Source organism: Vibrio sp. SS-MA-C1-2, from assembly GCF_021513135.1.
Taxonomy (GTDB): domain Bacteria; phylum Pseudomonadota; class Gammaproteobacteria; order Enterobacterales; family Vibrionaceae.
Map to the genome: position 1 here is coordinate 382,549 of NZ_CP090980.1, position 25,447 is coordinate 407,995.

Annotated in this window: 18 protein-coding genes; 9 read left to right on the forward strand and 9 right to left on the reverse strand. The window is 38.0% G+C overall.

Annotated features, from left to right (window positions below; translation table 11 throughout):
* Window positions 1-12 precede the first annotated feature (12 nt).
* The 5 genes from L0B53_RS01740 to L0B53_RS01760 form a co-directional block, all read right to left on the reverse strand.
* Complete coding sequence (locus tag L0B53_RS01740) at window positions 13-486, reverse strand: hypothetical protein (protein WP_235059590.1); 474 nt, start codon at window positions 484-486, stop codon at window positions 13-15.
* Entirely contained in the window at window positions 479-1,825 is a 1,347-nt protein-coding gene (locus L0B53_RS01745; protein ID WP_235059591.1) for a type II and III secretion system protein family protein, read from the reverse strand. Before L0B53_RS01745 ends, L0B53_RS01740 begins: the two co-directional genes overlap by 8 nt.
* Window positions 1,825-2,706 carry an RcpC/CpaB family pilus assembly protein gene (locus tag L0B53_RS01750; protein WP_235059592.1) on the reverse strand — a complete coding sequence of 294 codons (882 nt, stop codon included), beginning with the start codon at window positions 2,704-2,706 and terminating at the stop codon, window positions 1,825-1,827. Before L0B53_RS01750 ends, L0B53_RS01745 begins: the two co-directional genes overlap by 1 nt.
* A gap of 105 nt (window positions 2,707-2,811) precedes the next feature.
* Entirely contained in the window at window positions 2,812-3,240 is a 429-nt protein-coding gene (locus L0B53_RS01755; protein WP_260115533.1) for a prepilin peptidase, read from the reverse strand.
* Entirely contained in the window at window positions 3,240-3,443 is a 204-nt protein-coding gene (locus tag L0B53_RS01760; protein ID WP_235059593.1) for a Flp family type IVb pilin, read from the reverse strand. The genes L0B53_RS01755 and L0B53_RS01760 overlap by 1 nt, the downstream gene beginning before the upstream one ends.
* Before the next feature lie 334 nt (window positions 3,444-3,777).
* On the opposite strand from L0B53_RS01760, the gene L0B53_RS01765 reads away from it, so the two are divergent.
* Window positions 3,778-5,196, forward strand: coding sequence for an O-antigen ligase (locus tag L0B53_RS01765; protein WP_235059594.1), 1,419 nt, complete (start codon window positions 3,778-3,780; stop codon window positions 5,194-5,196).
* Window positions 5,197-5,274: 78 nt separating this feature from the next.
* Here L0B53_RS01765 and L0B53_RS01770 read toward each other — a convergent pair whose 3' ends face one another.
* A complete protein-coding gene (locus tag L0B53_RS01770; protein WP_235059595.1) occupies window positions 5,275-6,990 on the reverse strand; it encodes an NAD-dependent malic enzyme in 1,716 nt (571 codons plus the stop codon).
* Window positions 6,991-7,730: 740 nt separating this feature from the next.
* On the opposite strand from L0B53_RS01770, the gene L0B53_RS01775 reads away from it, so the two are divergent.
* The 6 genes from L0B53_RS01775 to galM all read left to right on the forward strand — a co-directional run bounded on the left by L0B53_RS01775 (window position 7,731) and on the right by galM (window position 18,745).
* Window positions 7,731-10,820 (forward strand): beta-galactosidase, encoded by a 3,090-nt coding sequence (locus L0B53_RS01775; protein ID WP_235059596.1) that lies wholly within the window; start codon window positions 7,731-7,733, stop codon window positions 10,818-10,820.
* Window positions 10,821-12,028: 1,208 nt separating this feature from the next.
* Window positions 12,029-13,552: a phosphomannomutase gene (locus L0B53_RS01780; RefSeq protein WP_235059597.1), complete on the forward strand. Its 1,524-nt coding sequence runs from the start codon at window positions 12,029-12,031 to the stop codon at window positions 13,550-13,552.
* A 624-nt stretch (window positions 13,553-14,176) separates the two neighbouring features.
* Complete coding sequence (gene galE / locus L0B53_RS01785) at window positions 14,177-15,187, forward strand: UDP-glucose 4-epimerase GalE (RefSeq protein ID WP_235059598.1); 1,011 nt, start codon at window positions 14,177-14,179, stop codon at window positions 15,185-15,187.
* A 164-nt stretch (window positions 15,188-15,351) separates the two neighbouring features.
* On the forward strand, window positions 15,352-16,404 hold the full coding sequence (locus tag L0B53_RS01790) for a UDP-glucose--hexose-1-phosphate uridylyltransferase (protein ID WP_235059599.1): 1,053 nt from the start codon (window positions 15,352-15,354) through the stop codon (window positions 16,402-16,404).
* 111 nt (window positions 16,405-16,515) lie between these two features.
* The gene (galK, locus tag L0B53_RS01795; RefSeq protein ID WP_235059600.1) at window positions 16,516-17,676 is read left to right on the forward strand and encodes a galactokinase; all 1,161 of its coding nucleotides are present in this window, start codon (window positions 16,516-16,518) and stop codon (window positions 17,674-17,676) included.
* Between the two features lie 10 nt (window positions 17,677-17,686).
* Window positions 17,687-18,745 (forward strand): galactose-1-epimerase, encoded by a 1,059-nt coding sequence (gene galM / locus L0B53_RS01800; RefSeq protein ID WP_235059601.1) that lies wholly within the window; start codon window positions 17,687-17,689, stop codon window positions 18,743-18,745.
* A 151-nt stretch (window positions 18,746-18,896) separates the two neighbouring features.
* Here galM and L0B53_RS01805 read toward each other — a convergent pair whose 3' ends face one another.
* On the reverse strand, window positions 18,897-19,886 hold the full coding sequence (locus tag L0B53_RS01805) for a substrate-binding domain-containing protein (RefSeq protein WP_235059602.1): 990 nt from the start codon (window positions 19,884-19,886) through the stop codon (window positions 18,897-18,899).
* Between the two features lie 477 nt (window positions 19,887-20,363).
* On the reverse strand, window positions 20,364-20,648 hold the full coding sequence (locus L0B53_RS01810) for a hypothetical protein (RefSeq protein WP_235059603.1): 285 nt from the start codon (window positions 20,646-20,648) through the stop codon (window positions 20,364-20,366).
* A 483-nt stretch (window positions 20,649-21,131) separates the two neighbouring features.
* Here L0B53_RS01810 and L0B53_RS01815 point away from each other — a divergent pair, with 483 nt between their 5' ends.
* Window positions 21,132-21,926: a TSUP family transporter gene (locus L0B53_RS01815; protein ID WP_235059604.1), complete on the forward strand. Its 795-nt coding sequence runs from the start codon at window positions 21,132-21,134 to the stop codon at window positions 21,924-21,926.
* A gap of 358 nt (window positions 21,927-22,284) precedes the next feature.
* Window positions 22,285-23,901: a DUF2813 domain-containing protein gene (locus tag L0B53_RS01820; protein ID WP_235059605.1), complete on the forward strand. Its 1,617-nt coding sequence runs from the start codon at window positions 22,285-22,287 to the stop codon at window positions 23,899-23,901.
* 78 nt (window positions 23,902-23,979) lie between these two features.
* On the opposite strand, the gene viaA is transcribed toward L0B53_RS01820, so the two are convergent.
* Complete coding sequence (gene viaA, locus L0B53_RS01825; protein ID WP_235059606.1) at window positions 23,980-25,443, reverse strand: ATPase RavA stimulator ViaA; 1,464 nt, start codon at window positions 25,441-25,443, stop codon at window positions 23,980-23,982.
* Between the last annotated feature and the right edge of the window lie 4 nt (window positions 25,444-25,447).

Sequence of the window (25,447 nt, forward strand, 5' to 3'; positions counted from 1 at the left end):
TCTTCACTCCCTCTATCGAACCAAATTCGCTGGATTACGTACACTAATGGTACGGTTTGCATCAACACTGCAACCAATATTTGGCATGTCGTTGCCTAAAACATAAGGTTTACACACTTCAACTTTGACACGCCATTGCACCACATCAATGGCCATTTTATCTGTCAACCTGTCATCTCTTTTTAAGATAATTCGTTTCGGTTCAATTCCTTGATCAGCAAGTAAGGCTTTAAGCTGCTTTGCTAACATTTTATCTTTTGGATGATATGTAATAGATAGATCAACAATGGTCTCTTCAAATTGTTGGCCTATAGCGATAATTTTTTTCTGCTCAAACTGATGTCTAGATGTTTTAAAGGTAATGGTAAATTGATGATTCTCGCGATAGACCACACTTTCAGATCCTAAATTATCATTCGCGCGATCAGCACACCCCACCATTAACATCGCAACCAAACAAAGGATAAAACGTTTGAATTTACTCATTGGAGAAGCCTCCTTGATTAATCAAATCAATCGTCATTGCTTCTTGCACACTGTTACCACTGATTAACTTTGAACCGGGAATACCTAATAAACGCTCATAAGTATTGGTTTTCTCTAAATAAGGCAGTTGAATTTTGTTCATGGTGGTCGGCTTAACCAAATTAACTGTTGCGATAATCACCACTTCACTGCGATCTCGACTGGTTGAGGATTGACTAAACAATGCACCAAAGAATGGGATATCACCTAACAATGGAATTTTACTCAAACTTTCAATATCAGCGCTATTCATCAAGCCGCCAACCATAAAGCTTTGACCATCGGCTAACTCAATCGTCGTGGTGGTTTTTCTGCTTCCCATTTGCGGTGCACTCAATCCTGCACCTGTCACTGTCCCAGTAATTTGACTCACTTCAGGTTGTAAACGTAAACGGATTTGGTCTTCGCTTAACACTTTGGCAGAAAGATCCAATTGAATACCGAACTCTTTATAAGTCACACTAATCGCATCTTGATCACGAGCAATAATCGGCACTTCCCCACCAACTAAAAATGACGCTTCTTCACCAGAAAGTACCGTTAAATTGGGTTCCGCTAAAATCTGTCCCATTGAATCATCAGCCGTTGCAGTAAGCATCGCTGAAAGGTCTGGAGCAGAGAAGTCAGGAGTCACACTAAAATTAAAGGTGCCACTGCCACCATTCCATTGCACACCTAACGTTTCAGAAAAAGCACTGCTTATTTCAGCAATCGTCACTTTGACATTAAGCTGATAAGGGTGACGTAATTCTAATCCTTCAATAATGCCATCATAGGTGTAATTACGATAAAAATTAGCACTCGGATCGGGTTGGATGGGGTCAGATAAAGTTAATTCAGAAGTCGTCGCCCAACGTTCGGTCTTCTCTTTGCCAAGCATTCCAGCCACTAATGCATAGATATCATCTCGTTGCTCTTCGGTATAAACTTGCCCGCGAATCGCCACTTTTTTTCCCACGGACTTTAAACTAATATCCAATTCAGGATAAATTACCTTTAATTCTTGTCTAACTTCCGCTAATGGTTGAGTGACTCTGACGATAGATGAACCAATAATATTTCCATCAACATCGTAGATCATTAAGCGAGTTTGGCCAATTTGACGACCAAATAACACTAACTGTTTGCCACCAATAATTTGATAATCTGCAATCGTTGGCTGACTGATAAAAACCGTGCCAATTTTTTTGCTGTACTTTAATGGCATTGCATCATCAACAGAGACATCTATCGCTCTGGCACACACTAACGATGGCAGGACTAAAAGTAGTAATAAGGTTATTTTTTTTATTATTTTCATTACATTGCCTCTGGTGCTGCAGCTTCAGTTACTGCATTGCCACGTAGTTCTCTTATGCCTTGGTAGTTATTAATCACGTCACCGACATTGGCTTCTGGTATTGTTTTAGTTGGGTGGCTGCGATAAATTTCGAAATACATGGTTCTTTGAGCTAACGCTAATTTTGATATATTCTCAGGATCGACTTCAACAACCATGGTGGTTTGAAATTCTCCAGCCGCTGAAACACGTGGACTGATCGTTAAATGGCTAACAGGCGTTTTATCTTTATTCTTTTTGTCATCAGTGACTTTTGGCTTCTGTTCAAAAGCGACCACTCGAACTTTATTAAATAAAATACGCGCTTGGATGCCATCATAATTACCAATTCTTAAGGTGGCTCCAGATAAATTAGTTGTCGGAGAGCTAATCGCCATAATATCGACCAGATCACCAGATTGAATATAGTTATTAATAAGATTAGAAGTAGAAATAGTCAGCGGATAAAGCACCATTCCTTCGGTGGTCAAGAGGTCTAAATAGCCACGATCTTTAGGATTAGCAATAAAATCTGCCGTTATCCATTGGTATTCCGTAATCGACTCTTTAAGAATTGAATCTGCGGTTAATGGCAATTTAACGCTTTGATTAAAACCAATTTTAACCGCTTCAGGTTTTGGTAGTATCACTTTCTGAAAGTCGCTATTGCTCACCACTGTCCCTTTGGATAAGTCTGATTTTGCTTGCCAAAAGGTTAACTGTTCTACTTTCACTTTTTGTGTGGCTTTTTGAATGGCTGCATTTGCTTTAGCATCAGCACGACTATTAATCGTATCGACAACTGAGTAGAGAGCAAAAGCAATAATTGAAAATGATACGATAAAAATGATTCTGGAATTCATCGCTTATCCTCCCTGATAACGTAGCTCAAACTGAATCGTACTAATATAAAAATGACACTGAGATATAAACCGATATTAATTAGATTATTTGGTGAAAAATTCAGATTAAATGAATGGCCACATTAATAACTGAGGTGATTGCGAATAAAGCATCACGGTTGTTCCTGCGACAATAGCAACCCCGTAAGGCAGATGCGGATTCTCTTTTTGCTTATAGATCACTCGATATTTGATCAAATAAAACAGTGAGAGTACGCCGCCAAATAGTGCAATCATCACTAACCAATCCATCAATTGTGACGGTAACAACAACGGCGAAATTGCCATCACTAATTTAGCATCACCGCCTGCCCAAAAACCGATGGAAAATAACACTAAACTCATCACGGTTATAATAGTAAAACTGATTAATGCGACTGATATGGATTGATACCAAATAACTTGCCAACAGGCGATAGCAAACACGGCTATCACCTGCCAGTTGTATATTTTTCTATATTTAATATCAGAAAAAATAGCAAGAAGTAAAAACACTAACTAATTGACGTAGGTGCTGTACCTGCACTTCCTAAGTCAGTTTCAATACTTTCAAATGTAGAATTAATCGATTCTGTTAATCTTGGTGCAATAATAACTAAAGCGGCAGCTAACGCTACCGCAATCAAACCATACTCAATTGCGGTTACACCGCGCTGATCTGACTTTAGGCTGTTTAAAAATGTCTTTAACTTGTTCATGTCAATTCCTTTGTATTAAAATGAGATATAAAAATGAAATTAGAAAATTGAGATTAAGAATACATAATCTAAAAGTTGAACATACTTAAAGCGAAGGAAATAGAAAAAATCGATATTATCGACAATTACGATAGAGTTAACAAAGATCTTACACTGCGCTGTCATTATCAACACATAAATCTGAAATTACGTGCTTAGCTTCATACTTTGACAAACCAATTAGATGGTATGACCACTGTAAATTTTATCTGTTTTTTCATCTATTTATTGTTGTGGATTTTTCAATTTTAACCTTATAAAATTAAAACTTAATTATTAACTGATTGACAATAATATGAATAAAAAAGTCAACTTTATCTCGATTTCTCTATTTATTACTCTTTCCATTTTATGTTTATTTAGTTTTAATATCTGGGTGTTTAAAACTGATATTAAATTGCTTTATGACTATAAGAGAGTGTTTGTTCTCTGTACAATTAGCGTTTTTATGCTGGTCATCGGTATTCAGACAATAACTAGAACAGAAATAGTGAATAGGTTATTAAGTCTGCCAAAACAGGTGATTTTATTTTCGACTATTTTTATTTTATCTATTCTACATGCTAATTATAATAGTCATTATTTCGAACAAAGCCAAACTATCATGTTTTTTTGGTTAGGTTTAATTATGATGGCGTTTGCATTATCAACACTAGATAAAACACTAAAAATTATCATCTATCCTTTTTTTCCGATACTAAGCTATCTGCTTTTCGCTTCTGTACTGATTGGTTTTTTATCTGCGGTATTCAATCAGAAAATTCCATCGATTCATCACATCATCAGTTTTGTTAACCCTCGTTTTCTTAATCAAATACAAATCTGGTTAGTAATTCCGCTATTTTATCTATTATTGACAATTAAAGGACGTAAGAAATGGTTCTTTTTCGCATTTGTTCCATTAATACTCAACATTAGCCTCTATTTTGGCTTAGATGCTAGAGGTGTCAGTTTATCGACAGTTTCAACTTTATTTTTATGGACACTGCTTGATCGAGTTTATCGAAAGAAAATATTATTTAATTTAACGCTTTTATTTGCTTTAGGGTTTATCATTAAAACCCTCCTCCTTTCACCTATGCCTAATTATATTTTTGGTGGTGAAGTCGCTGATGTGATTCATGCGATTAGAACCAATACATCAGATAGAATCTCTCTTTGGCAGGACGCTATAAATATAAGTAGTTTAATCGGACATGGAGGAAAAGCATACATATGTAATTATAAATTAGCTGGACACCCTCATAATTCAATTCTTAATATGTTATTTAATTATGGATTAATTGCAACATTGTGTTATATGTCATTAGCTTTATTATTATTAAAAACCGTGATTGTGACTAAATTTAGACAGGTTAGAGTAACAGGACTCTCATTAATTGCCGGATTAACCTATAGCCTATTTTCAGGAGTTTTAGTGATGCCATTGAGTCAATTAATGTTTGCTCTCAGCCTAGCTATTTATATTGCAACCTATTTCCACTATTACTCTCTACAACCAAGAGAATTAAAACCTGTAATAAAAAAATGGATGTCCCTGTTATTAATTTTAAGTTCAACTATAACAATATTAAATATAGGAAATGAGAGTTACAAACGCATAGAAAATAATTTCCACCAGAGTGGAAATATGGGTGTGCCGGAGTTTTGGCTTGGGCAGAACTGCTTAGGAGAAGTGCGTTACTTACGAGATGGTAGTGTGAATATAAAATAAAAATCCCACCTTATTAATCTTTGCAACGTTGAAATGCAAAATAATAAGGTGAGATACGATCTTTCTTAATGAGTGACTTTAAACACGACGGTACGGTAGATATACCGGTTCCCACATATGTTTGACTAACTCTTCTTGAATATCTTTACTGCGCAGATAACTGTTTGGATCGGTTTTTTGCAAGTTATCCAAAATCGTCATTGCCACTTTCAAAGACACGTCTTTCAAGTCGCTAATACGAGGGAAAACACAACCTGCTGCCAGATCGTCCTCTGACACAGACTCAGCTAACGCATAAGAAGCTAATGTAAACATATCCAACGTGATCTTATCGACTTTAGACACTATCGAAGCTAAACCAACACCTGGGAAGATAAACACATTATTACCTTGACCAATACGGAAAGTTTTTCCATCATACTCAACGTCATCAAATGGGCTACCTGTGGCAACAATCGCTTGGCCTTGACTCCACTTATAGATATCTTCTGGTAACGCTTCACAGTTCGCGGTTGGGTTTGATAGTGGGAAAACCATTGGACGGCTAGTGTAATCTAACATTTTCTCAATGTGCTGCTGTTCAAACGCACCACCAATACCAGATGTACCCAATAGTACCGTCACTTTATGATTGTTGATTAACTCCGTCAGAGACACTTTACCTTGCTGCTCAACATCCCAGCCTTCAGCTAAAGAACGAGGTTTGGCATAACGACGTTTATACTCATCTAACCCTTCACGATCTTCAAAAACCAATCCTTGAGAATCAAGAACAAAAATTTTATCGCGAGCAGAATCTTTAGAACAGCCTTCTTTTAATAAACCCGCATAAATTTGATCGGCAACACCTACGCCACCAGCGCCAGCGCCATAAACAACATATTGCTGATCGGCAAGTTTCTCTTTTTTGATCTTAACGGCACCAAGAATACCCGCGAGTACAACCGAGCCTGTCCCTTGAATATCATCATTAAATGAGGGTAATTGATCTTCATAATCGCTTAAATTATCAAACGCATTTGATTTACTAAAATCTTCCCATTGCAAAACTGCATTCGGGAAATGTAATTTAACTTGCTTAACAAATTTCTTAATGAATTTTTTATACTCTTCACCGCGGATACGTTTATGCGGCATGCCTAAATACATAGGGTCATTAAGTAACTCTTGATTGTCTGTCCCTATATCTAATGCGATAGGTAAACAATGTGCAGGATGAATACCAGCACCCAATGTATATAAAGAAAGTTTACCGATTGGGATCCCCATTCCACCAACGCCCTGATCACCTAGACCTAAAATACCTTGGCTATCCGTGACCACGATAATTTTAACATCATCACCGTTAAATTGACGTGCCATATCGCCCATCTGATCAACACTATCCGCAGTAATATATAAACCACGTGCTTTTTGATAACGATGGCTAAACTCTTGACAAGCTTTACCCACTGTTGGGGTATAAATGATTGGTGTCATCTCTTCTACATGACGAGAAAGCAACGCATAAAAAAGAGTTTCATTACGATCTTGAAGTGAACGTAAATAGATATATTTCTGAATATCTGAGTCAATCTTTTTAAAGCCGTCATAAACGCGATTTAACTGGTCACCAAACGTTTGTACTTTCGGTGGCAATAGACCTGTTAGCTGAAAAGCTTCGCGCTCTTCATAGCTGAATGCGGTACTTTTATTTAGGTTTCTATCATTAAGTAGCTCGGTGCCTGTTAATGCGACAGGACGAAATGCTTCGCCACTCTCATCTTTCCACGTTAAAAACTTTCCAATTGTCATAATATTCCTCGAGAGCTGATTTAGTTACTTTGTTCTTCTGATTTTTGATTTTATTATTCAATAATATATCACTGAAATAAGGTGATTCCTATTACTTAAGCAATGGACAAACCAGCATTAAAAGCCAAATAACTCATTGATAAGTAATGATTAACACACGATAAGATTTTCTTTTATATTGCTATTTCACTCATTTCACCAAACAACAATAATCATTGTTAACCCATTGATTTAAAATTAAATTCAACTTTAAATCATTTTATTTAGTTTAACTTATCAATCACTAATGGCTACTTTCCACCCATCCACGTCATTAAATATGATTAATAGCTTGAATTCATTGAAAGAGAGTAATCTCATCATTAGATCATATACCTAAAATAATTGGCGTTGCTAGTAGGCGGAAAGTGAGTGAGTGCAGCCAACAACCTACCAGCTTCAAGTATGAAGAGTATAAGTAGAAATTATCGACTTAAATGTAACATCATGAATATAATTAGTTTTAAATATATTTATGCTCACATTTTATTGAATTAAAATCCAACTTAGTTAAAAGAATGTCAATTCTCAATAATGTGACACAAATTCATGTAAACGTTTCCATTATCGATCTAGATCACAGTTTATTCTCCATTTTGGTATATTATTCTCTTTTATAAAATATAACAAACAGTGCATATTGTTCTTCGATAACCGTTATCGTGAACTTTTAGACCATAAAATCATTTAGGATAGGATAAATGAAAGCATTTAATGAAATCATTAACGCACGTGATTGGGAAAACCAACATGTGACACATGCAAATGTAGTTAAACCTCACGCACCATTACATGCCTACAGTTCTGAGGCTGAAGCGTTAACTCGTGCGACGTCTCCTTATAAGATCTCATTAAATGGAGAGTGGAAGTTCTCTTTATTTGATCGTCCTGAAAATGTAACACCTGAATTTATTGAGTCGAAGTTTGATGACCAAGCTTGGGATAACATTACAGTGCCAAGTAACTGGCAACTTCAAGGTCATGATAAGCCAATTTACACCAACGTAAAGTACCCATTTGCTGATAATGCGCCTTATGTTCCAGCAGAAAACCCAACAGGTTGTTACCGCACCACGTTTGAACTAGACGAAAATTGGGCTGATCGCCAAAATCATATTATCTTCGATGGCGTTAACTCTGCTTTCCATATCTGGTGTAATGGCGTTTGGGTCGGTTACTCTCAAGACAGCCGTCTTCCTGCTGAATTTGATCTAACGCCTTATCTACAGCAAGGCACTAACACCCTTGCTGTGATGGTTATTCGTTGGTCTGATGGTTCTTACCTAGAAGATCAAGATATGTGGTGGTTAAGCGGACTATTCCGTGACGTATCACTACTAAGCAAAGCACCGTTATCTATCGCAGATGTCAAAGTCAATACAGATCTCGATGCAAGTTACCGTAATGCGACATTACGCGTTGAAACCAAGCTATCAAAAGCCAATGCAGATCATGCGATCTCTGTTTCTCTTTATGATGCAGATGGTAATGCAGTGATTGAACCAACATCTTCATTCTGTGGTATCAAACCGATTGATGAAAAAGGTGCGTGGGATGATGCCGCTTACCACTCAATCGCGATTGAGAATCCAAACAAATGGAGTGCAGAATCACCATACCTTTACACTTGTGTCGTTAGCCTAATCGATACTGAAGGTAATGTGGTTGATGCTGAGTCTTACCGTATTGGTTTCAGAACGGTTGAGATTACTGATGGTTTACTAAAAGTTAACGGTAAAGCGGTATTGATTCGTGGTGCAAACCGTCATGAACATCATCCAGAAACCGGTCATGCTGTCTCTTACGAAAGCATGTTAGAAGATGTCCTATTGATGAAACAGTACAACTTCAACGCAGTTCGTACCGCGCATTATCCAAACCATCCAACATGGTATCAACTGTGTGATGAATATGGTTTATATGTGGTTGATGAAGCAAACATCGAAACACACGGTCAATTCCCAATGTGTCGTCTCTCTGATGATCCGAATTGGTTAAATGCTTATATGCGTCGTATGATCGGCATGGTTGAACGTGATAAGAACCATCCATCAATCATTATCTGGTCTTTAGGTAACGAATCTGGAATTGGTCTAAATCACCATGCCATGTACCAATGGACGAAGCTGTGCGATCCAAGCCGTCCAATTCAATATGAAGGTGGTGGTTCTAATACAGCAGCAACGGATATTATTTGTCCGATGTATGCGCGTGTCAATGATGACCCAGAAAATCAAGATATCCCTCGTTGGGCGATTAAAAATCACATCAGTCAGCCAAACGAAGAGCGCCCACTAATTCTGTGTGAATATGCTCACGCCATGGGTAATAGTCTGGGCAGTTTTGATAAGTACTGGCAAGCATTCCGCCAATACCCTCGCCTACAAGGTGGTTTCATTTGGGATTGGGTTGATCAAGGTTTAACTAAGATTGATGAGAATGGAACTGAATACTGGGCATACGGTGGTGACTTTGGTGATGAAATCAATGACCGTCAATTCTGTATTAACGGCCTGATGTTCCCAGATCGCACACCACATCCAAGTGTTCTTGAAGCGAAGAAGGCTCAACAGTTCTATCAATTCAAACGCGTTAAAGGTGATAGCCTGGCAATTAATGTAACCAGTGAAAACTTGTTCGTTCATAGCCAAGCAGAAACATTAAACTGGTCTGTATTAGAAGATGGTCAAGTGATTCACAGCGGTGCTATCGAATTAAATATCGCCCCAGAAGCAACAGAAACACTAGAGCTAATGGCTAACTTGCCACAAGCTAAGCCAAACAAAGAGTACTTATTGAATATTGATGTCGTACTCAATAGTGACTTAGCATGGGCAAAAGCTGGACATGTTGTCGCTGAAGAACAATTTATGCTCCCAGCAGCGACAACGTTAGTCATTGAACCATTAACAGTTACCGAATCAGCACCAATGATGGTTGAAACCGACACTGAAATGACCGTAACAGGGAAAGACTTTACCGTAGTATTCAATAAAGAGAGTGGTTTAATCACCCAGTGGTTAAGTGACGGTAAAGAGCAACTGATTCATGCACCAAAAGACAGTTTCTTCCGTGCACCATTAGATAATGATATCGGTACTAGTGAAATTGACCGTGTTGATCCAAATACTTGGTTAGCGCGTTGGAATGTTGCAGGCCTGAGCAATATTGACTCTCGTTGTCAGCAAATAACAACAGCGACAAACAATGACACAGTGATTGTAACGGTACAACACCATCATTTTGCTAATGACCAATTGATCATTGCAACAACATGGAATTATGCAATAAACAATGCAGGTGAAATTACCATCACCGTTAATGTTAATGCAGCGAAAGGTTTACCTTCTCTTCCACGTGTTGGCATGAAGTTAGCCCTTCCATTGCCGACAACGGATGTTGAATGGTATGGTTTTGGTCCTCATGAGAACTACCCTGATCGTATGATGGCTGCACGAGTTAATCAATATAGCCTGCCGTATAAGCAGATGCATACTGATTACATCTTCCCATCAGAAAATGGTTTACGTTGTGGAGTTAAATCCCTGGCTGTAGGTTCATTATCGGTGAAAGGTCAGTTCCATTTCTCCGTCAGCGAGTACAGTATTGAGAACTTAGCTGAGGCACGCCACACCAATGAATTAGTGGCTGAGCAGCACCTAAATCTAAACATTGACGGTTTCCATATGGGAATTGGTGGTGATGATTCTTGGAGCCCTAGTGTTCACGAAGAGTTCTTATTAGAGCAAGGTCAATATCAATATCAAGTGACACTTTCTGCTACTAAATAGTATTAAGAACTTTAGCTTTTAATAAAAGTTAAAAATACAATTAAAAAGCCAATAATCAGGAGATAATCCAGCGATTATTGGCTTTTTCTTTTTAATTCTCAAATAAAGATCTAATCCCGTCTAGTTATCTACTTTACAATCAACCAGTTAGTTCCAACCTTAAAAATAAAATCCTAAAATTAAAACAAAAAACAGTAAAATATTTAACCTTGGCTATAATATTTATTCTCGTCGAGATATTCCACAAATTGGAATCGCTATCAATTGTGAATAAGCAGCAAACGAGTAAGGCTTCATGGATATATACCCAAAGTATTCAGAGTTGCTAATAGGCGGCAAATGAATGAAACCCCATCAATATAGGTTTCTATATGATTGGGGCGAATGAATATAGCCAACAACCTAGCGACTTCAAGTGTGAAGGGTATATACCTAAAATAATTGGAGTTGCTAGTAGGCGGCAAGCGAGTGAGGCCCCATGAGTATAGGTGTACTATATGATTGGGGCGAGCGAGTCCAGCCAACAACCTAGCGACTTCAAGTGTGAAGGGGATAACCGCTTTAAGTAAGTAGTACATCGACGTGTAATAGATTTATATTATTTAAAAATAAACATTTTTCGTGTTATATCGAAGGATATTTCACATCTAGATAAAATAGTCATAAGACAAATAATATAGCTATAAAAATAAGAAGAACAAGAAGAACAAGAAGAACAAGAAGAACAAGAAGAACAAGAAGAACAAGAAGAACAAGAAGAACATATTATTGTGAGTTACTTATTTCTAAGGATGTAAATAGTAACTTTTTAATTTATGAATTTTTTACTTGAAAGTGAAAAATCACGTTAAAAACTTATTTAGGGTCTCCATTTTTAGTACCCACCTATACCCAAAGTAATTGTAGTTGCTAATAGGCGGCAAGTGAATGAAACCCCATCAGTATAGGTTTTCTATATGATTGGGGCGAATGAATATAGCCAACAACCTAGCGACTTCAAGTAAGAAGGGTATATATAACGATCATCCTACTTTATTCATTGTATAGATAATGAATATTGTAAATGACTTTTAGACATTGACTAACTTTTAATATACCTAAGATAATTGGAGTTACTAGTAGACGGCAAGTGAGAAAGGCCTCATGAGTATAGGTGCACTATATGATTGGAGCGAACGAGTGATGCCAACAAACTAGCATTTTCAAGAATGAAGGGTATCAATCCTTTTTGGAGAAATAACTTGCTATTAAGTGCTGATATAATTAAACAATCTGGGATCAAATTTACTAATACTGCAGCTAGCGGCACAGTCGATCAATTTGACGCTAACACTTGTGCGGCATTTGCCCACGCATTTTTATCCAATACCGCGACCAAATTTAGCTTTAACTCTGTTGCTGTCGGTATCGATAACCACCCAACTAGTCCTAAAATGGCGAAAGCTCTGATTCATGCTATTACAGAATTGGGTTTAACTCCTATTTTTTATGGCACGATCCCAACACCAGCATTAGTTTATAGTGCGATGAAAGACCAAATCCCATCGATCATGGTAACAGGTAGTAATGTGATACTTGGCGGAAATAATTTACAATTTTTCCGTCCTGATGGTGAAATCACCACAACAGAACAAAAAGAGATAATATTTTCAGAAATGTCTTTTAAGCCTGTTATCGAGTTACCTAAACTAAACAGTAATCATCGAGCAAAACAGCAGTATATTTCACGATATACGGATCTCTTTTCTGAGCAACTATTAAAAAATAAAAAAATAGGCATCTATCAACACAGTAGTGCAGGAAGAGATCTTTATCCTCAGCTTTTTAAAGCACTTGGTGCAGAAGTGGTTTTGCTTGATCGTGCTGACGAATTCACGGCTATTGATACAGAAATCATCTCAAAATCTAATCAACAAAAAGCACTAAAGTGGGTAAAAGAACACAACTTGGACCTTCTATTTTCGACCAATGCCGCAGGTGATCAACCTTTAGTTGCCGATGAGCAAGGAAATTGGCTACGTGGTGATACATTAGGATTACTTTCAGCATCAGCGATGAATATAAAAGCGCTTGCAGTTCCTCATTGTAGTAACACAAATATTGAAGCCTCTTGCCGTATTGAGTATGTAAAACGCACTAAAAATGGATCATCTAATATCCTCGCGGCTTTTCATGATCTATCTAGACACTCTCGCTACATTGCAGGGCCTGAAACTATTGCAGGATTCACAAGCACTGGTGGCTTCTTATTAGGTAGCGATATTATGATTCATGGTAATCGACTTAGCGCACTTCCAACCAATGATGCTGTTTTACCTGCCATCATGTTGATGTTATCTGCTGTTGAGAAAGAGACCACTATTTCTAAGTTAGTCGGCAATTTGCCAAAACGTTTTGTCGAAAGTCATAAAGTTAACAATATCGCTGCAGAAGAACATTGCCACATTATTGCTAAAGCGAAACAGAGTCCAAAGTTATTCTTAAATGAGTTGGGGCTAGGTCATCATGATATTATCTCGATCAATAAAAATGATGGTTTGAGATTGGTATTAGGCAATAAAGATATTGTTCATTTCAGAAAATCAGAGATCGGTGCAGGTTTAAACTGTTATGTCGAAAGTGATGAGCATCAGTTTGCATCTTCATTAACAACACTGATTTCAAATAATATGGCGGCAAGTAATTCAGCGATGCTCTGGCAAGAACAGACACTAACCGCATTGGCTAGTTAACCAAAAGTTGATTTATTAATTCAATCAATAATACAAAATTAAAATAAGATTTAAATGAGCTAATTTGCTCGCGCCGCCCTCATTTATGGGGGCGGTTTTTTATACCCATCTAAACTTAACGTGATGAGTTAAAGTTAATGAGTCACTCCATGAATGTGGGTATTGAACCAATACGATAGACTTTAATGATATATACCTAAATTAATTGGCGTTGCTAGTAGGCGAACGAGTGCAGCCAACAACCTAGTATCTTCAAGTATGAAGGGAATAGTGAGGATAAAAATGTTTCGTTATTTTCATTAACTAAATCTTTATCTTCATATCGTATAAAAACAGACTCAAATTTAAGTGTAAACGTTTACATTATTTAATCTGGATCACAGTTTTTCTTAGTCAAAAGTTGTTATAATCTTTCGCATATTAAGAAAAGAGCAAAAGCATTGCCAATTTATTGACTCAAAATAATTGGAGTTGTTAGCCATCGGCTAGTGAATGAGCTTCATGAGTATAGACAGACTATATGATTAAGGTGAACGAACGCAGTCAACAACCTAACATCTTCAAGTATGAAGAGTATTGACTCATTTAATGTGATGCCAGGTTATTATTCATAAGAGAGGTAATATGAAAGTTCTTGTTACAGGTGGTATGGGCTATATCGGTAGTCATACATGTATCCAGATGATTGCTGCAGGTATTGAGCCTGTGATTGTTGATAACCTTTGTAATAGTAAAGTGGCAGTTTTAGACCGAATTGAAAACCTTGCAGGTGCTCGTCCTCTTTTCTATCAGGGTGATATTCGTGATGCGGCTTTTCTAGATTCAGTTTTTGCTGAACAACAAATCGATGCTGTTATTCATTTTGCAGGCCTAAAAGCCGTCGGTGAATCAGTAGAAAAACCATTAGAATACTACGATAACAACGTTTCAGGTTCTATTGTACTCGCTGAATCAATGAAAAAAGCCGGCGTAAAAAGCATTATCTTTAGTTCATCAGCAACGGTTTATGGCGATCCTGAGATTGTGCCAATTACTGAAGAATCACCAACAGGAGCAACCACTAATCCATATGGCAGAAGTAAGTATATGATTGAAGGTTGTCTATCTGATCTGTTTGTTTCTGATGAATCGTGGAGTGTTACCCTACTTCGCTATTTCAACCCGGTAGGTGCTCATCCATCAGGTGATTTAGGTGAAGATCCACAAGGTATTCCAAATAACCTAATGCCATTTATTTCACAAGTTGCTGTTGGTCGTCGTGAATTCTTATCTGTATTTGGTGATGACTATCCAACGGTAGATGGTACAGGTGTTCGTGATTATATCCATGTCATGGATTTAGCTGATGGCCATGTGGCTGCACTTCAACGTGTTGGCATTAAAGCTGGCTTGCATATCTATAACTTAGGCACAGGTCAAGGTAGCAGTGTACTTGAAATGGTCAATGCATTTGCTGAGACATCTGGCAAACCGGTTCCTTACAAAATCTGTCCTCGCCGTGCTGGTGATATTGCAGAATGTTGGGCAAGTACCGCTAAAGCAGAAAAAGATTTAGGCTGGAAAGCAACCCGTAATGTTGTCGATATGACGCGTGATACGTGGAACTGGCAGTCAAAAAATCCTCAAGGTTACTAATCTAAATTTATCGCTCATTATCTATTTGTTGATGGTGAGCGATCTCATTCGACTGACATTGATCGTCGATAAACTTAATTACAATAATTAATCATCATCCATTGATACTTTGATACTCAAAAATTGCAGTTATAGAAGATTAATGGACGTTAATGAGAGCATTTATGTCTAGCGAAACATTTAACCCAACCGATCATCCGCACCGCCGTTATAACCCTTTAACCGGTCAGTGGATTTTAGTTTCTCCTCATCGTGCAAAGCGCCCTTGGAGTGGTCAAGATGAGAAGCCAAGTGTTGAAGAGCTTCCAAGCTACGATAAAGGCTGTTTCTTATGCCCAACTAACACCCGAATCTCAGGCGATGAGAACCCAGATTACCAAGGGACTTATGTCTTCGGAAATGACTTTGCTGCATTAACACCAGATACACCTGACGCCCCAGTTTCAGATAATCCACTATTCAAAAGTATGAGTGCACGTGGTTTAAGCCGAGTGATCTGTTTCTCTCCCGACCACAGCAAAACATTACCAGAATTACCCGTTAATAAAATCCGTGGTGTTATTGATACTTGGAACGAGCAAATTGAAGAATTAGGTAAAGATTACCTATGGGTTCAAGCTTTTGAAAATAAAGGTGAGACTATGGGTTGTTCTCAGCCTCATCCTCATGGACAAGTTTGGGCAAATAGCTTCTTACCTAATGAAATTGAGCGTAAAGAAAAACTGCTAAAAGCACATTATGAAGAGCACGGCAGCAACTTATTGGTTGATTACGTCCAGTCTGAACTGCAAGATCGTGAACGTATCGTCGTAGAAACAGAGCATTGGATTGCCGTTGTTCCTTATTGGGCTGCATGGCCTTTTGAAACCATGTTACTACCAAAAACGCATATTCGTCGTATGAGTGAATTAACTGAAGAGCAACGAGACGATCTTGCCGTGGCGATTAAGAAGCTAACTAGTCGTTATGACAATCTGTTCCAGTGCTCTTTCCCTTACTCTATGGGTTGGCACTTTGCACCTTTCTTTGAAGAAGGTACAGATATCGACCATTGGCAATTACACGCACTCTTCTATCCACCACTACTTCGTTCAGCTTCTGTTCGTAAATTTATGGTCGGCTATGAAATGTTAGCAGAAAGTCAGCGTGACTTAACCGCAGAGCAAGCGGCTCAAAAATTACGCGATGTAAGTGACATTCACTACAAAGAGCAGTAAGTACTAATAAGGTTAACTGGAAAAAGCAAGCTTGCAGAAATGATTTGAATAATGCTGATGCGATTTCCAGTTAGATGATGACATAGATTAAATTTATAGAGAATTATCCAGATGACAACACTTATTCAAGCAGTAAAAACTTCATTTACAGAGCTATTTGATTACCAACCAAGCCATATTATTCAAGCTCCAGGTCGTGTGAACCTAATTGGTGAGCATACAGACTACAATGATGGTTTTGTTCTTCCTTGTGCTATTGATTATCAAGCCGTTGTTGCTGCTGCTAAACGTGACGACAATATCGTGCGTATCATCTCAGTTGATTATGATAATGAAATTAACCAGTTTGACTTAACGGAAGAGATCACCTTTGAAGAGAACTGCATGTGGGCAAACTACATCCGTGGTGTGGTTAAGTGTCTACTAGGCCGTGGTTTTAAATTTGGTGGTGTTGATATTTCTGTTAGCGGTAACGTACCTCAAGGTGCAGGTCTATCATCTTCAGCAGCATTAGAAGTAGTTATCGGTCAAACATTCAAAGAGCTATATAACTTAGAGATCTCTCAAGCAGAAATCGCACTCAACGGTCAACAAGCAGAAAATGAATTTGTCGGTTGCAACTGTGGCATCATGGATCAGCTTATCTCTGCTGAAGGTCAAAAAGGCCACGCACTACTGATCGATTGTCGTAGCCTTGAAACTCAAGCGGTTTCAATGCCTGAAGATATGTCGGTTGTTATCATCAACTCAAACAAAAAACGCGGTCTTGTTGATAGTGAATACAATACACGTCGCGCACAATGTGAAGAAGCTGCCTCTATCTTTGGTGTTAAAGCGCTACGTGATGTCACTATTGAACAGTTCAATGCAAAAGTTGCGGATTTAGATCCTGTTGTTGCAATGCGAGCTCGCCACGTTATTACAGAAAATGACCGTACTGTTGCTGCTGCTCAAGCACTTCGTAACAGTGATTTAGCATTAATGGGTAAGCTAATGGCTGAATCTCATGCCTCGATGCGCGATGACTTCGAAATTACTGTTCCTGAAATCGATACTATCGTTGATATCGTTAAAGCTGAGATCGGTGAGCAAGGCGGCGTACGCATGACTGGCGGTGGTTTCGGTGGCTGTGTTGTTGCTATCATGCCACCAGCACTGGTTGAGCAAGTTAAAGCGGCAATTGAAGCTCAGTACCAAGAAAAGACCGGGCTAAAAGAGACTATCTATGTGTGCCAAGCAAAAGATGGCGCAAGTTTAATCGAAGCATTATAAGGTAACATGTATGTCTAACTCGTTAATCGAGTCGATGACAGCCGAGCTGGCCTTCGATGGTCAGCCTGCCAATGTTATTACATTAACCAATATCCATGGCATGTCGATGACTGTCATGGATATTGGCGCAACATGGCTTAGCTGTCTACTCCCTCTCGAAGATGCACCAAGAGAAGTGCTACTTGGTGTCAACTCAATGGCTGACTTCAACAAACAGAGCGTCTATTTAGGTGCAACTGTCGGTCGTTACGCTAACCGTATCGCAAAGGGTAAAGTTACTATTGAAGGTCAAGATTACCAACTTGAAACCAATCAAGCAGGTAACACGCTTCATGGTGGCGTTATCGGATTTGATAAAAAACGTTGGTTAGTCGCAAAACAAGATGATCACTCAGTCACATTTAGCTTAGATTCTAAAGATGGCGAGCAAGGTTTCCCAGGTAATTTGAATGTCGAAGTCACTTATCAACTGAGTGATGATAATCAAGTTGTCATCAACTATCGCGCGATCACAGATAAAACCACCGTCGTTAATTTAACTAACCACGGTTATTTTAATTTAATGGGTGCAGAATCTAACGTTGATTGCTTAGATAGTATTTTGAAAATTGAAGCCGATCAATACCTGCCAACCAATGAAGTTGGGATTCCATTAGGAGAGTTAGCGTCTGTAGAGGGAACCAGTTTCGACTTCCGTCAAGAAAAGAAGCTTAACCAAGATTTCTTAGCTGATGAACAACAAACCATGGCAAAAGGATATGATCACTCATTCCTCCTTAACGATCAATGCCAAGTTGGTGAACGTGCTGCAACCATGGTTAGTCCGGATAAAAAAGTGGTGTTATCACTCTTTACCACGAAACCTGCAATCCAACTGTATACCGGAAATTGGTTAGCAGGAACACCGAATCGTCACGGTGGTGAATACAACGACTACTCAGGTTTTGCCTTAGAGACTCAGTTCCTACCTGACTCACCTAATCACCCTGAATGGCCAAAACAAAATCCAATCATTGAGCCTAATGTTCATTATAAACACAGCACTTGTTATCAGTTTATTTATGAATAAAGTTTAGTTTCACTCATATTCTGCGTTAAAATAAAAAAGCCTTAACAATGACGTTAAGGCTTTTTTTATATGTTCCAAAAATCTGATGATTGTGAAGATATTAAGTCTGGCATTGTTTCTGAATCATTAGTTTATTTAAAATAAAAGAGGATTAAACAGACATTCTCTTAACCAGCGTTGGAGAAAACTTGACCACACTTTCAGGCATGATTTCATCTTTTGCCAAAGCAATAGAGAGTTTAGTCGCTTGTTCTGCCATTTGTTGGATAGGATAACGAATCGTTGTGAGCTTTGGTCGAACATAACGCGCGATTAATCCATCATCAAAACCGACAATCGCAATATCAGCGGGGACATTAATTCCATTATCATCAAGTACTGACATCGCACCAGCTGCCATATAATCGTTATAAGCAACAATCGCAGTTACAGGTAAATTTTTTGCTAGAAGATGAGTAACCGCTAATTCCCCACCTTCACTATTTGGCTCAACAAATTCTAAATAGTCTTCATTTATCTCAATATTATTATCAATTAATGCTTGGCGATAACCATCTACTCGTTGGCTAGCATCTTCAATTTTTTGAGACGAAGAGATACAACCGATATGTTGATGACCATTACGAATTAAAAATTCAGTCGCCAAATACGCGCCGCGATAATTATCTAATGAAATACAACGAGCCGCAATTTCTGGAATATAACGGTTAATGACAACCAGACCTTTGACCTCTTTGGCATAGTTAATCAGCTCTAAATCAGAAAGACCTTTAGAGTGAATAATTAAAGAATCACAACGATTATTAATAAGTTCTTCAATCGCTTTTCTTTCATCTTCACTATTATGATCACCGTTACCAATTAAAATATGTTTTCCATATTGACGAGCAATATTATCTACACCTTTAATTAAAGTGCCAAAGAAAGGATCTGAAACATCACCAACTAGAATACCAACCGTATTGGTGCTTTTATTAACTAAAGCACGAGCATTCGCATTTGGGCGATATCCTAGCTTTTGCATTGCTTCTTTAACGACTTGAACAGAGTTTTCACTCGCTTTTGGAGAGTTATTAATGACACGTGATACGGTAGCGACGGAAACTTCAGCCTCTCTTGCTACATCTTTAATTGTTGCCATTTCATCTCCCTTATAATCAAATCAGTTTCACATAGAATAGATCTATCTTACCTGTGATTTAGGCAATATATAAGGGGGATTATTTATAATTGTGACCAAGATACGGCTTTTATTTTAATCATAAAACACGTTAAGATAAAATCAGAAAAGAATTTAAAATACAAAGCGTTAACATGAGATGAACCGTCTCATTTAATCCATAAAATGGAGAGGGTAACAAGGAGGTTTAGATAATGTTGTTAATCAACACTGTAAAAAATTATTGCATCATCTGTTTTATAATACATCTATATTATTGAATATAGAATTCATATTACGTATATTTCATAGTACGTATTATTAGTTGAACCATAAAGAATTGAAGAAGGCTAATATAAAATAATAGCCTTCTGACAATAAAGCCCAATAATAACAATTGTAAGTATGAATCACTCAGTAAGATTTATCTTATAATTAATCAACTGAATCAATACTTCTTTATACTAGTTCAGCCGGGTCAATCCCATCTTCAGACATCATATTTGCAATTTCAATAATACGTTGTTGACGAGCTTCTTCTTTAAATTCATTAAGAACAGCAATTAGATTATTTACTTTTTCTAACGGCATTCTTTTAATTACGGCTTTTTGACGCCCTGGTACTTCATCAGCAAATTCAATTAATAATTCACGATAATCTGTACGTTGAGCCGCTTTTGTTCCTGACTCGACTTGGTTTAGAGCGGCAGCAAAAGCTTTTTCTGCTTTAGCGAAATCATTCATAGTTTTGTAATCCACAAGGTAATAAAATCTATTTAAATAGTGATAAATATCGGAAAATATGATTTTAGTTTAAATGTTAATAAAGGGCTTTTTACCGAGAAATAAGAGATACTACATAAGAAGAGATAGAGGTCATGTAACTCAAATAGACGGTATTGAAAATATTAATGATACTTATACTATTATATTCGGTGATTGCCAAATAATAAATCAGTTTTTTGTAAATTATTTGATCTATGCCAATGATAGCTGAAAACAACAGAAACAGCGAGGTAATAAATATACCTAAAATAATTAGAGTGACTAGTAGGCGGCAAGTGAATGAGGCCTCATGAGTATAGGTGTACTATATTATTGGACGAATGAACGTAGCCAATAACCGAGCAACTTCAAGTATGAAGGGGATAGAATCAGATAAATTGACTATTGTTCTAGCTAGGAATTTGTTACATTAAACCCAAATTCAAATAACTATAATTCGCAATGGAACTCGAACTTTCTACTTTAATTCTCCTCTTCTTAACTGGGCTCTTTGCAGGAGGGATCGATGCTATCGCTGGCGGTGGTGGCTTAGTCTCTGTTCCGATCCTTCTTTCTGTCGGTATTAGTCCAGCGCAAACTCTTGCCACCAATAAATTACAGTCATCCATCGGAACGTCTATTGCTTGTTATAGCTACTGGCGTCATGGGTTAATTAAATTTTCCGCTCTTAAAGTACCCATTATTTTCACTATCATTGGCAGTGCGTTAGGCAGTATTGCCATCCAATTTTTAGAAGGACAAACCCTAGAAGCACTTATTCCAATCTTATTAATTTGTTTTGCTGTCTATTTCTACTTCTCTCCTCGTATTAGTGATGAAGATAGCCATCAACGTTTAACTATGAGTACCTTTGGCTTTTTAATCGGGACGACAGTCGGTTTTTATGATGGTTTCTTTGGACCAGGAACAGGAAGTTTCTTTGCTATCGCCTTTGTTTCATTACTTGGTTTTAATATGACCAAAGCCACCGCCAATACCAAAGTATTAAATTTATGCTCTAATTTAGGCGCACTATCTATGTTCTTGATTGGTGGTCATGTTCTCTGGGCGATAGGTCTAACCATGGCTGCAGGTCAAATAATTGGTGCTAAAATTGGATCAGGTCTTGCAGTAAAAAATGGTTCAAAATTAATTAAGCCGGTACTGGTCACCGTTTCTATTGCAATGTCGACAAAGTTAATATGGGAACAATACCACAGTGAAATTATGCAATTCATTCATAATATCATTGCTTAACGACTAATAATCATAGCTTAATCACTGACTATACCTAAAATAATTGGTGTACTATACCCAAAGTAATTGAAGTTGCTAGTAGGCGACAAGTGAATGAGGCCTCATGAGTATATACCTAATATAATTGGAGTTGCTAGTAGGCGGCAAGCAAGTGAAGCCCCATGAGTATAGAGGTTCTATATAATTGGGGTGAACGAGCGACGCCAACAACCTAGCAGCTTCAAGTATGAGGGGTATAGGTGTACTATATGATTGGGGTGAACGAATACAGCCAACAATCTAGCGACTTCAAGTATGGAGGGTATATACTATAAATATAAGAGTGGTATTAATCCTCTCCCTTTAATAAGGACTGCCTATGCTACTTGAGCGAATTGAGATCTCAGGATTCCGAGGAATAAAACGCTTGTCACTTAGCTTTGATCAAGTAACTGTTCTTATTGGGGAAAACCGCTGGGGTAAATCCTCACTATTAGATGCATTAAGTGTTGCTCTTTCCCCTGAGTTTCGTGGTTATAAATTCAAACTCAGTGACTTTTATCAAGATTTTAATTTAGAAGCGCAACAAACTAACCAGTTAAATATTGTTATTCAATGGCGTCAAAGTAAAAAGAATCAGTATAAAGCTTCACGCTATCGTTCATTTCGCCCTTATTGGTGCAATGACCAAGGAGAGCAAAAACTCCTCTACTCCATAAGTGCCAGCCATGATGGTGATAAAGTCACAACGCAGCGAGACTTTCTTAACTTTAAAGGCGAAGTTTTAGAACGACCAGATAATTATGATCTCTTCTATGAATTAACCGCCCTTCATCCTCTATTACGACTCCGCGATGCTCGACGATTAAGAAATGACAACTCACCGCCCTCTCAATTAAGTAATCAAATAGAACGCCGCTTAGCTGCAACGACCCGCCGCCTAGAAACACAACCCGGTAACGTCAACTCAGGAGAGATCAAGAGCGGGCTTAATGCCATGTATGAACTTCTAGAGCACTATTTTGCTCTGCGCCCCCATCCAAGAGAAAATGAAGGTCAACTCACGCATTCACCCACGCCTGCGAATGTCTCTGCAATTGAGCGATTTATTCAACAAAATAATCACCAACACCAAATTATTATCATGAGCCTTCTAAGCAGTTATTTACATGCTAAGGGTGATTATCATATTCGTCGTTCAGCACGCCCTTTATTAATTATTGAAGAACCAGAAGCGAGACTTCACCCCACCCTATTAAACCAAGTATGGCAACTGCTTCAAAAAATTCCCATGCAGCAGGTTCTCACCACCAATAGCAGTGATCTACTTTCCATTACCCCTATTTATTCAATCCGACGCTTAGTGCGTCACTCTAATCATACCCACGCTTATTCAGTTCCACTTAATAAATTAAGTGATAAAGATCTGCGTCGAATTAGTTTTCATGTTCGCTTTCATCGCCAAGGGGCTTTCTTTGCTCGTTGTTGGTTATTAGTTGAAGGAGAAACTGAAATCTGGTTATTCAATGAGTTCGCTAAACAATGTGGGTATAATTTAGCGGCTGAAGGGGTACAATTAGTCGAATTTGCTCAATCAGGGTTAAAATCCATGATTCGAATTGCTAAAGAGTTAGGCATTGAATGGCATGTGGTTACCGATGGTGATAATGCGGGTGTTAAATACGCTGAAACCACAAAACGGCTCTGCGACAATCAGAACCTTCGGACTCGTTTAACGAAATTACCCTCCAGAGATATTGAGCATTTTTTGTATAATAATGGCTACGAACAGCTATTTAGAGATCTTGCTGCTGCTTCAAATTCACCCAAATTATCAAAACACCATATTGTGCTTAAGGCATTAAGGCGACATGCAAAACCTGATGTTGCTCTTGCCGTTGCCGCCTATAGTCAAGAACAAGGCAAGCACCTTATTCCACGGCTATTAAAAATCACCCTTAATCGAGTTGTCTCACTCGCTCGGGGTGTTATCTAGAATTGCTTACCTGTCGCTAATTCAGTTAAATCGTGTGCGCGTACATTAATACGTCAGTTCTTAATTTTAAATAGAAAGCTATTTAAAACGTTTTCCAAACCAAGACTTAACTGAGTTTAAGCCGACAGTCGGCACATAATCCCAAATATGATCAAAGATCTTCATCACTTTTGGGTTTGCATGTTGCGAGAGTGCGATCGCATGAAACCGGTTATCTCGTTGTTTAATATTATTGATTTCATCAAGTAATTTTTGTGGTTGTCTTGGCGCAATAAAGTCAGAAATCACGACCAAATCCGCATTCTCAAACTTTCCACTCTTCATCATACTCAATGCTTTTGCCAAAACAGGCTCTAAATCTGTACCACCATGAAAAGAGTACGAGAGAAAATCGACAATATCTCGTAACCCTGTTTTTCCTGCCAGATCATAAGTCACATAGTCTTTTGAAAACATCAAAACGGTACATTCACGCCCCTGAGCCATCGCGATCTGCATAAAGGCTAATGTCATTGCTTTTGCATATTGCTCAGGTGTACCTTGCATCGAACCTGACGCATCTAAACAGACTAAAAAAGGCCCTTTCGGTTGTAATTTTTCACTACTTTCATTATGGTAATACTTGCGTTTAACATGCTGCTCTTCAATACCTTGATATTGATAATTCATCAATTTTTTATCCAGCAACTGTTTGTAAAAAACCACTTCAAGTTCCGGGTAAGCTAGATAGATAACTTCATTAGGGAGCATTCGTGAAATATCATCATGCGGATAGATACCAACAATATCATCTGGAACATCATCACGTTTCTGTTGAATAATTTCAGTCTGCTCTGAAACCGTTGAGTGATTTTCAGGTTCTGAAGACTGTTGTGCCATACGCCCCATTGACTCAGCCATTTCAACCAATTTAGGATGTTTACGTAAAGTATTAGCGCTCTGCTCTAACGTTTTTAACTCATCTTTATGAAGTTTAATGTCAGACATATCCCATAAAGGCGCAGAGAGTTCGCTGTTTTCCATTGGTGTAATCTCATCAATGGTTTCGCTCATTTCCATCCGTTGATAAATCTCTGCCAATAACTTTTCACGATGAACCGCAATCTCTTCATGTTGAGCTTGAGTTAAATTATCGATTAAATACTGACGCCACATCTGCATAAATTGACGATATTGCATGCGTGCGGGTTTATCTTGACTATTCTCAAGATACTCTCTTGCCGCTAAATAGAAGCCTGACTTGCCTTCAAGCCCGCCGACAATATCGGCCATCTGTTCACTAAACTGTTGTTCGCTCAATTCACAAGCTGCTTGAAAGCTATCAATTTCAGACTTAAATTCAGGTGACAACTCAATACTTTCTAACTCTTGAGTTAACTCTTCTCGCCAATCTTCAACACGTTTGGTCAGAAGCTTTTTTGCGCCTTTATTTTTTTCTGTAAACAGAAGCAGTTGAGGAAGAATCAATAGCTCCTCAATCACTAGATCGAGGATCCCTGACTCTGTCAACATCAACCCTAAACTTAACTCTTCAGTAAACATTCAA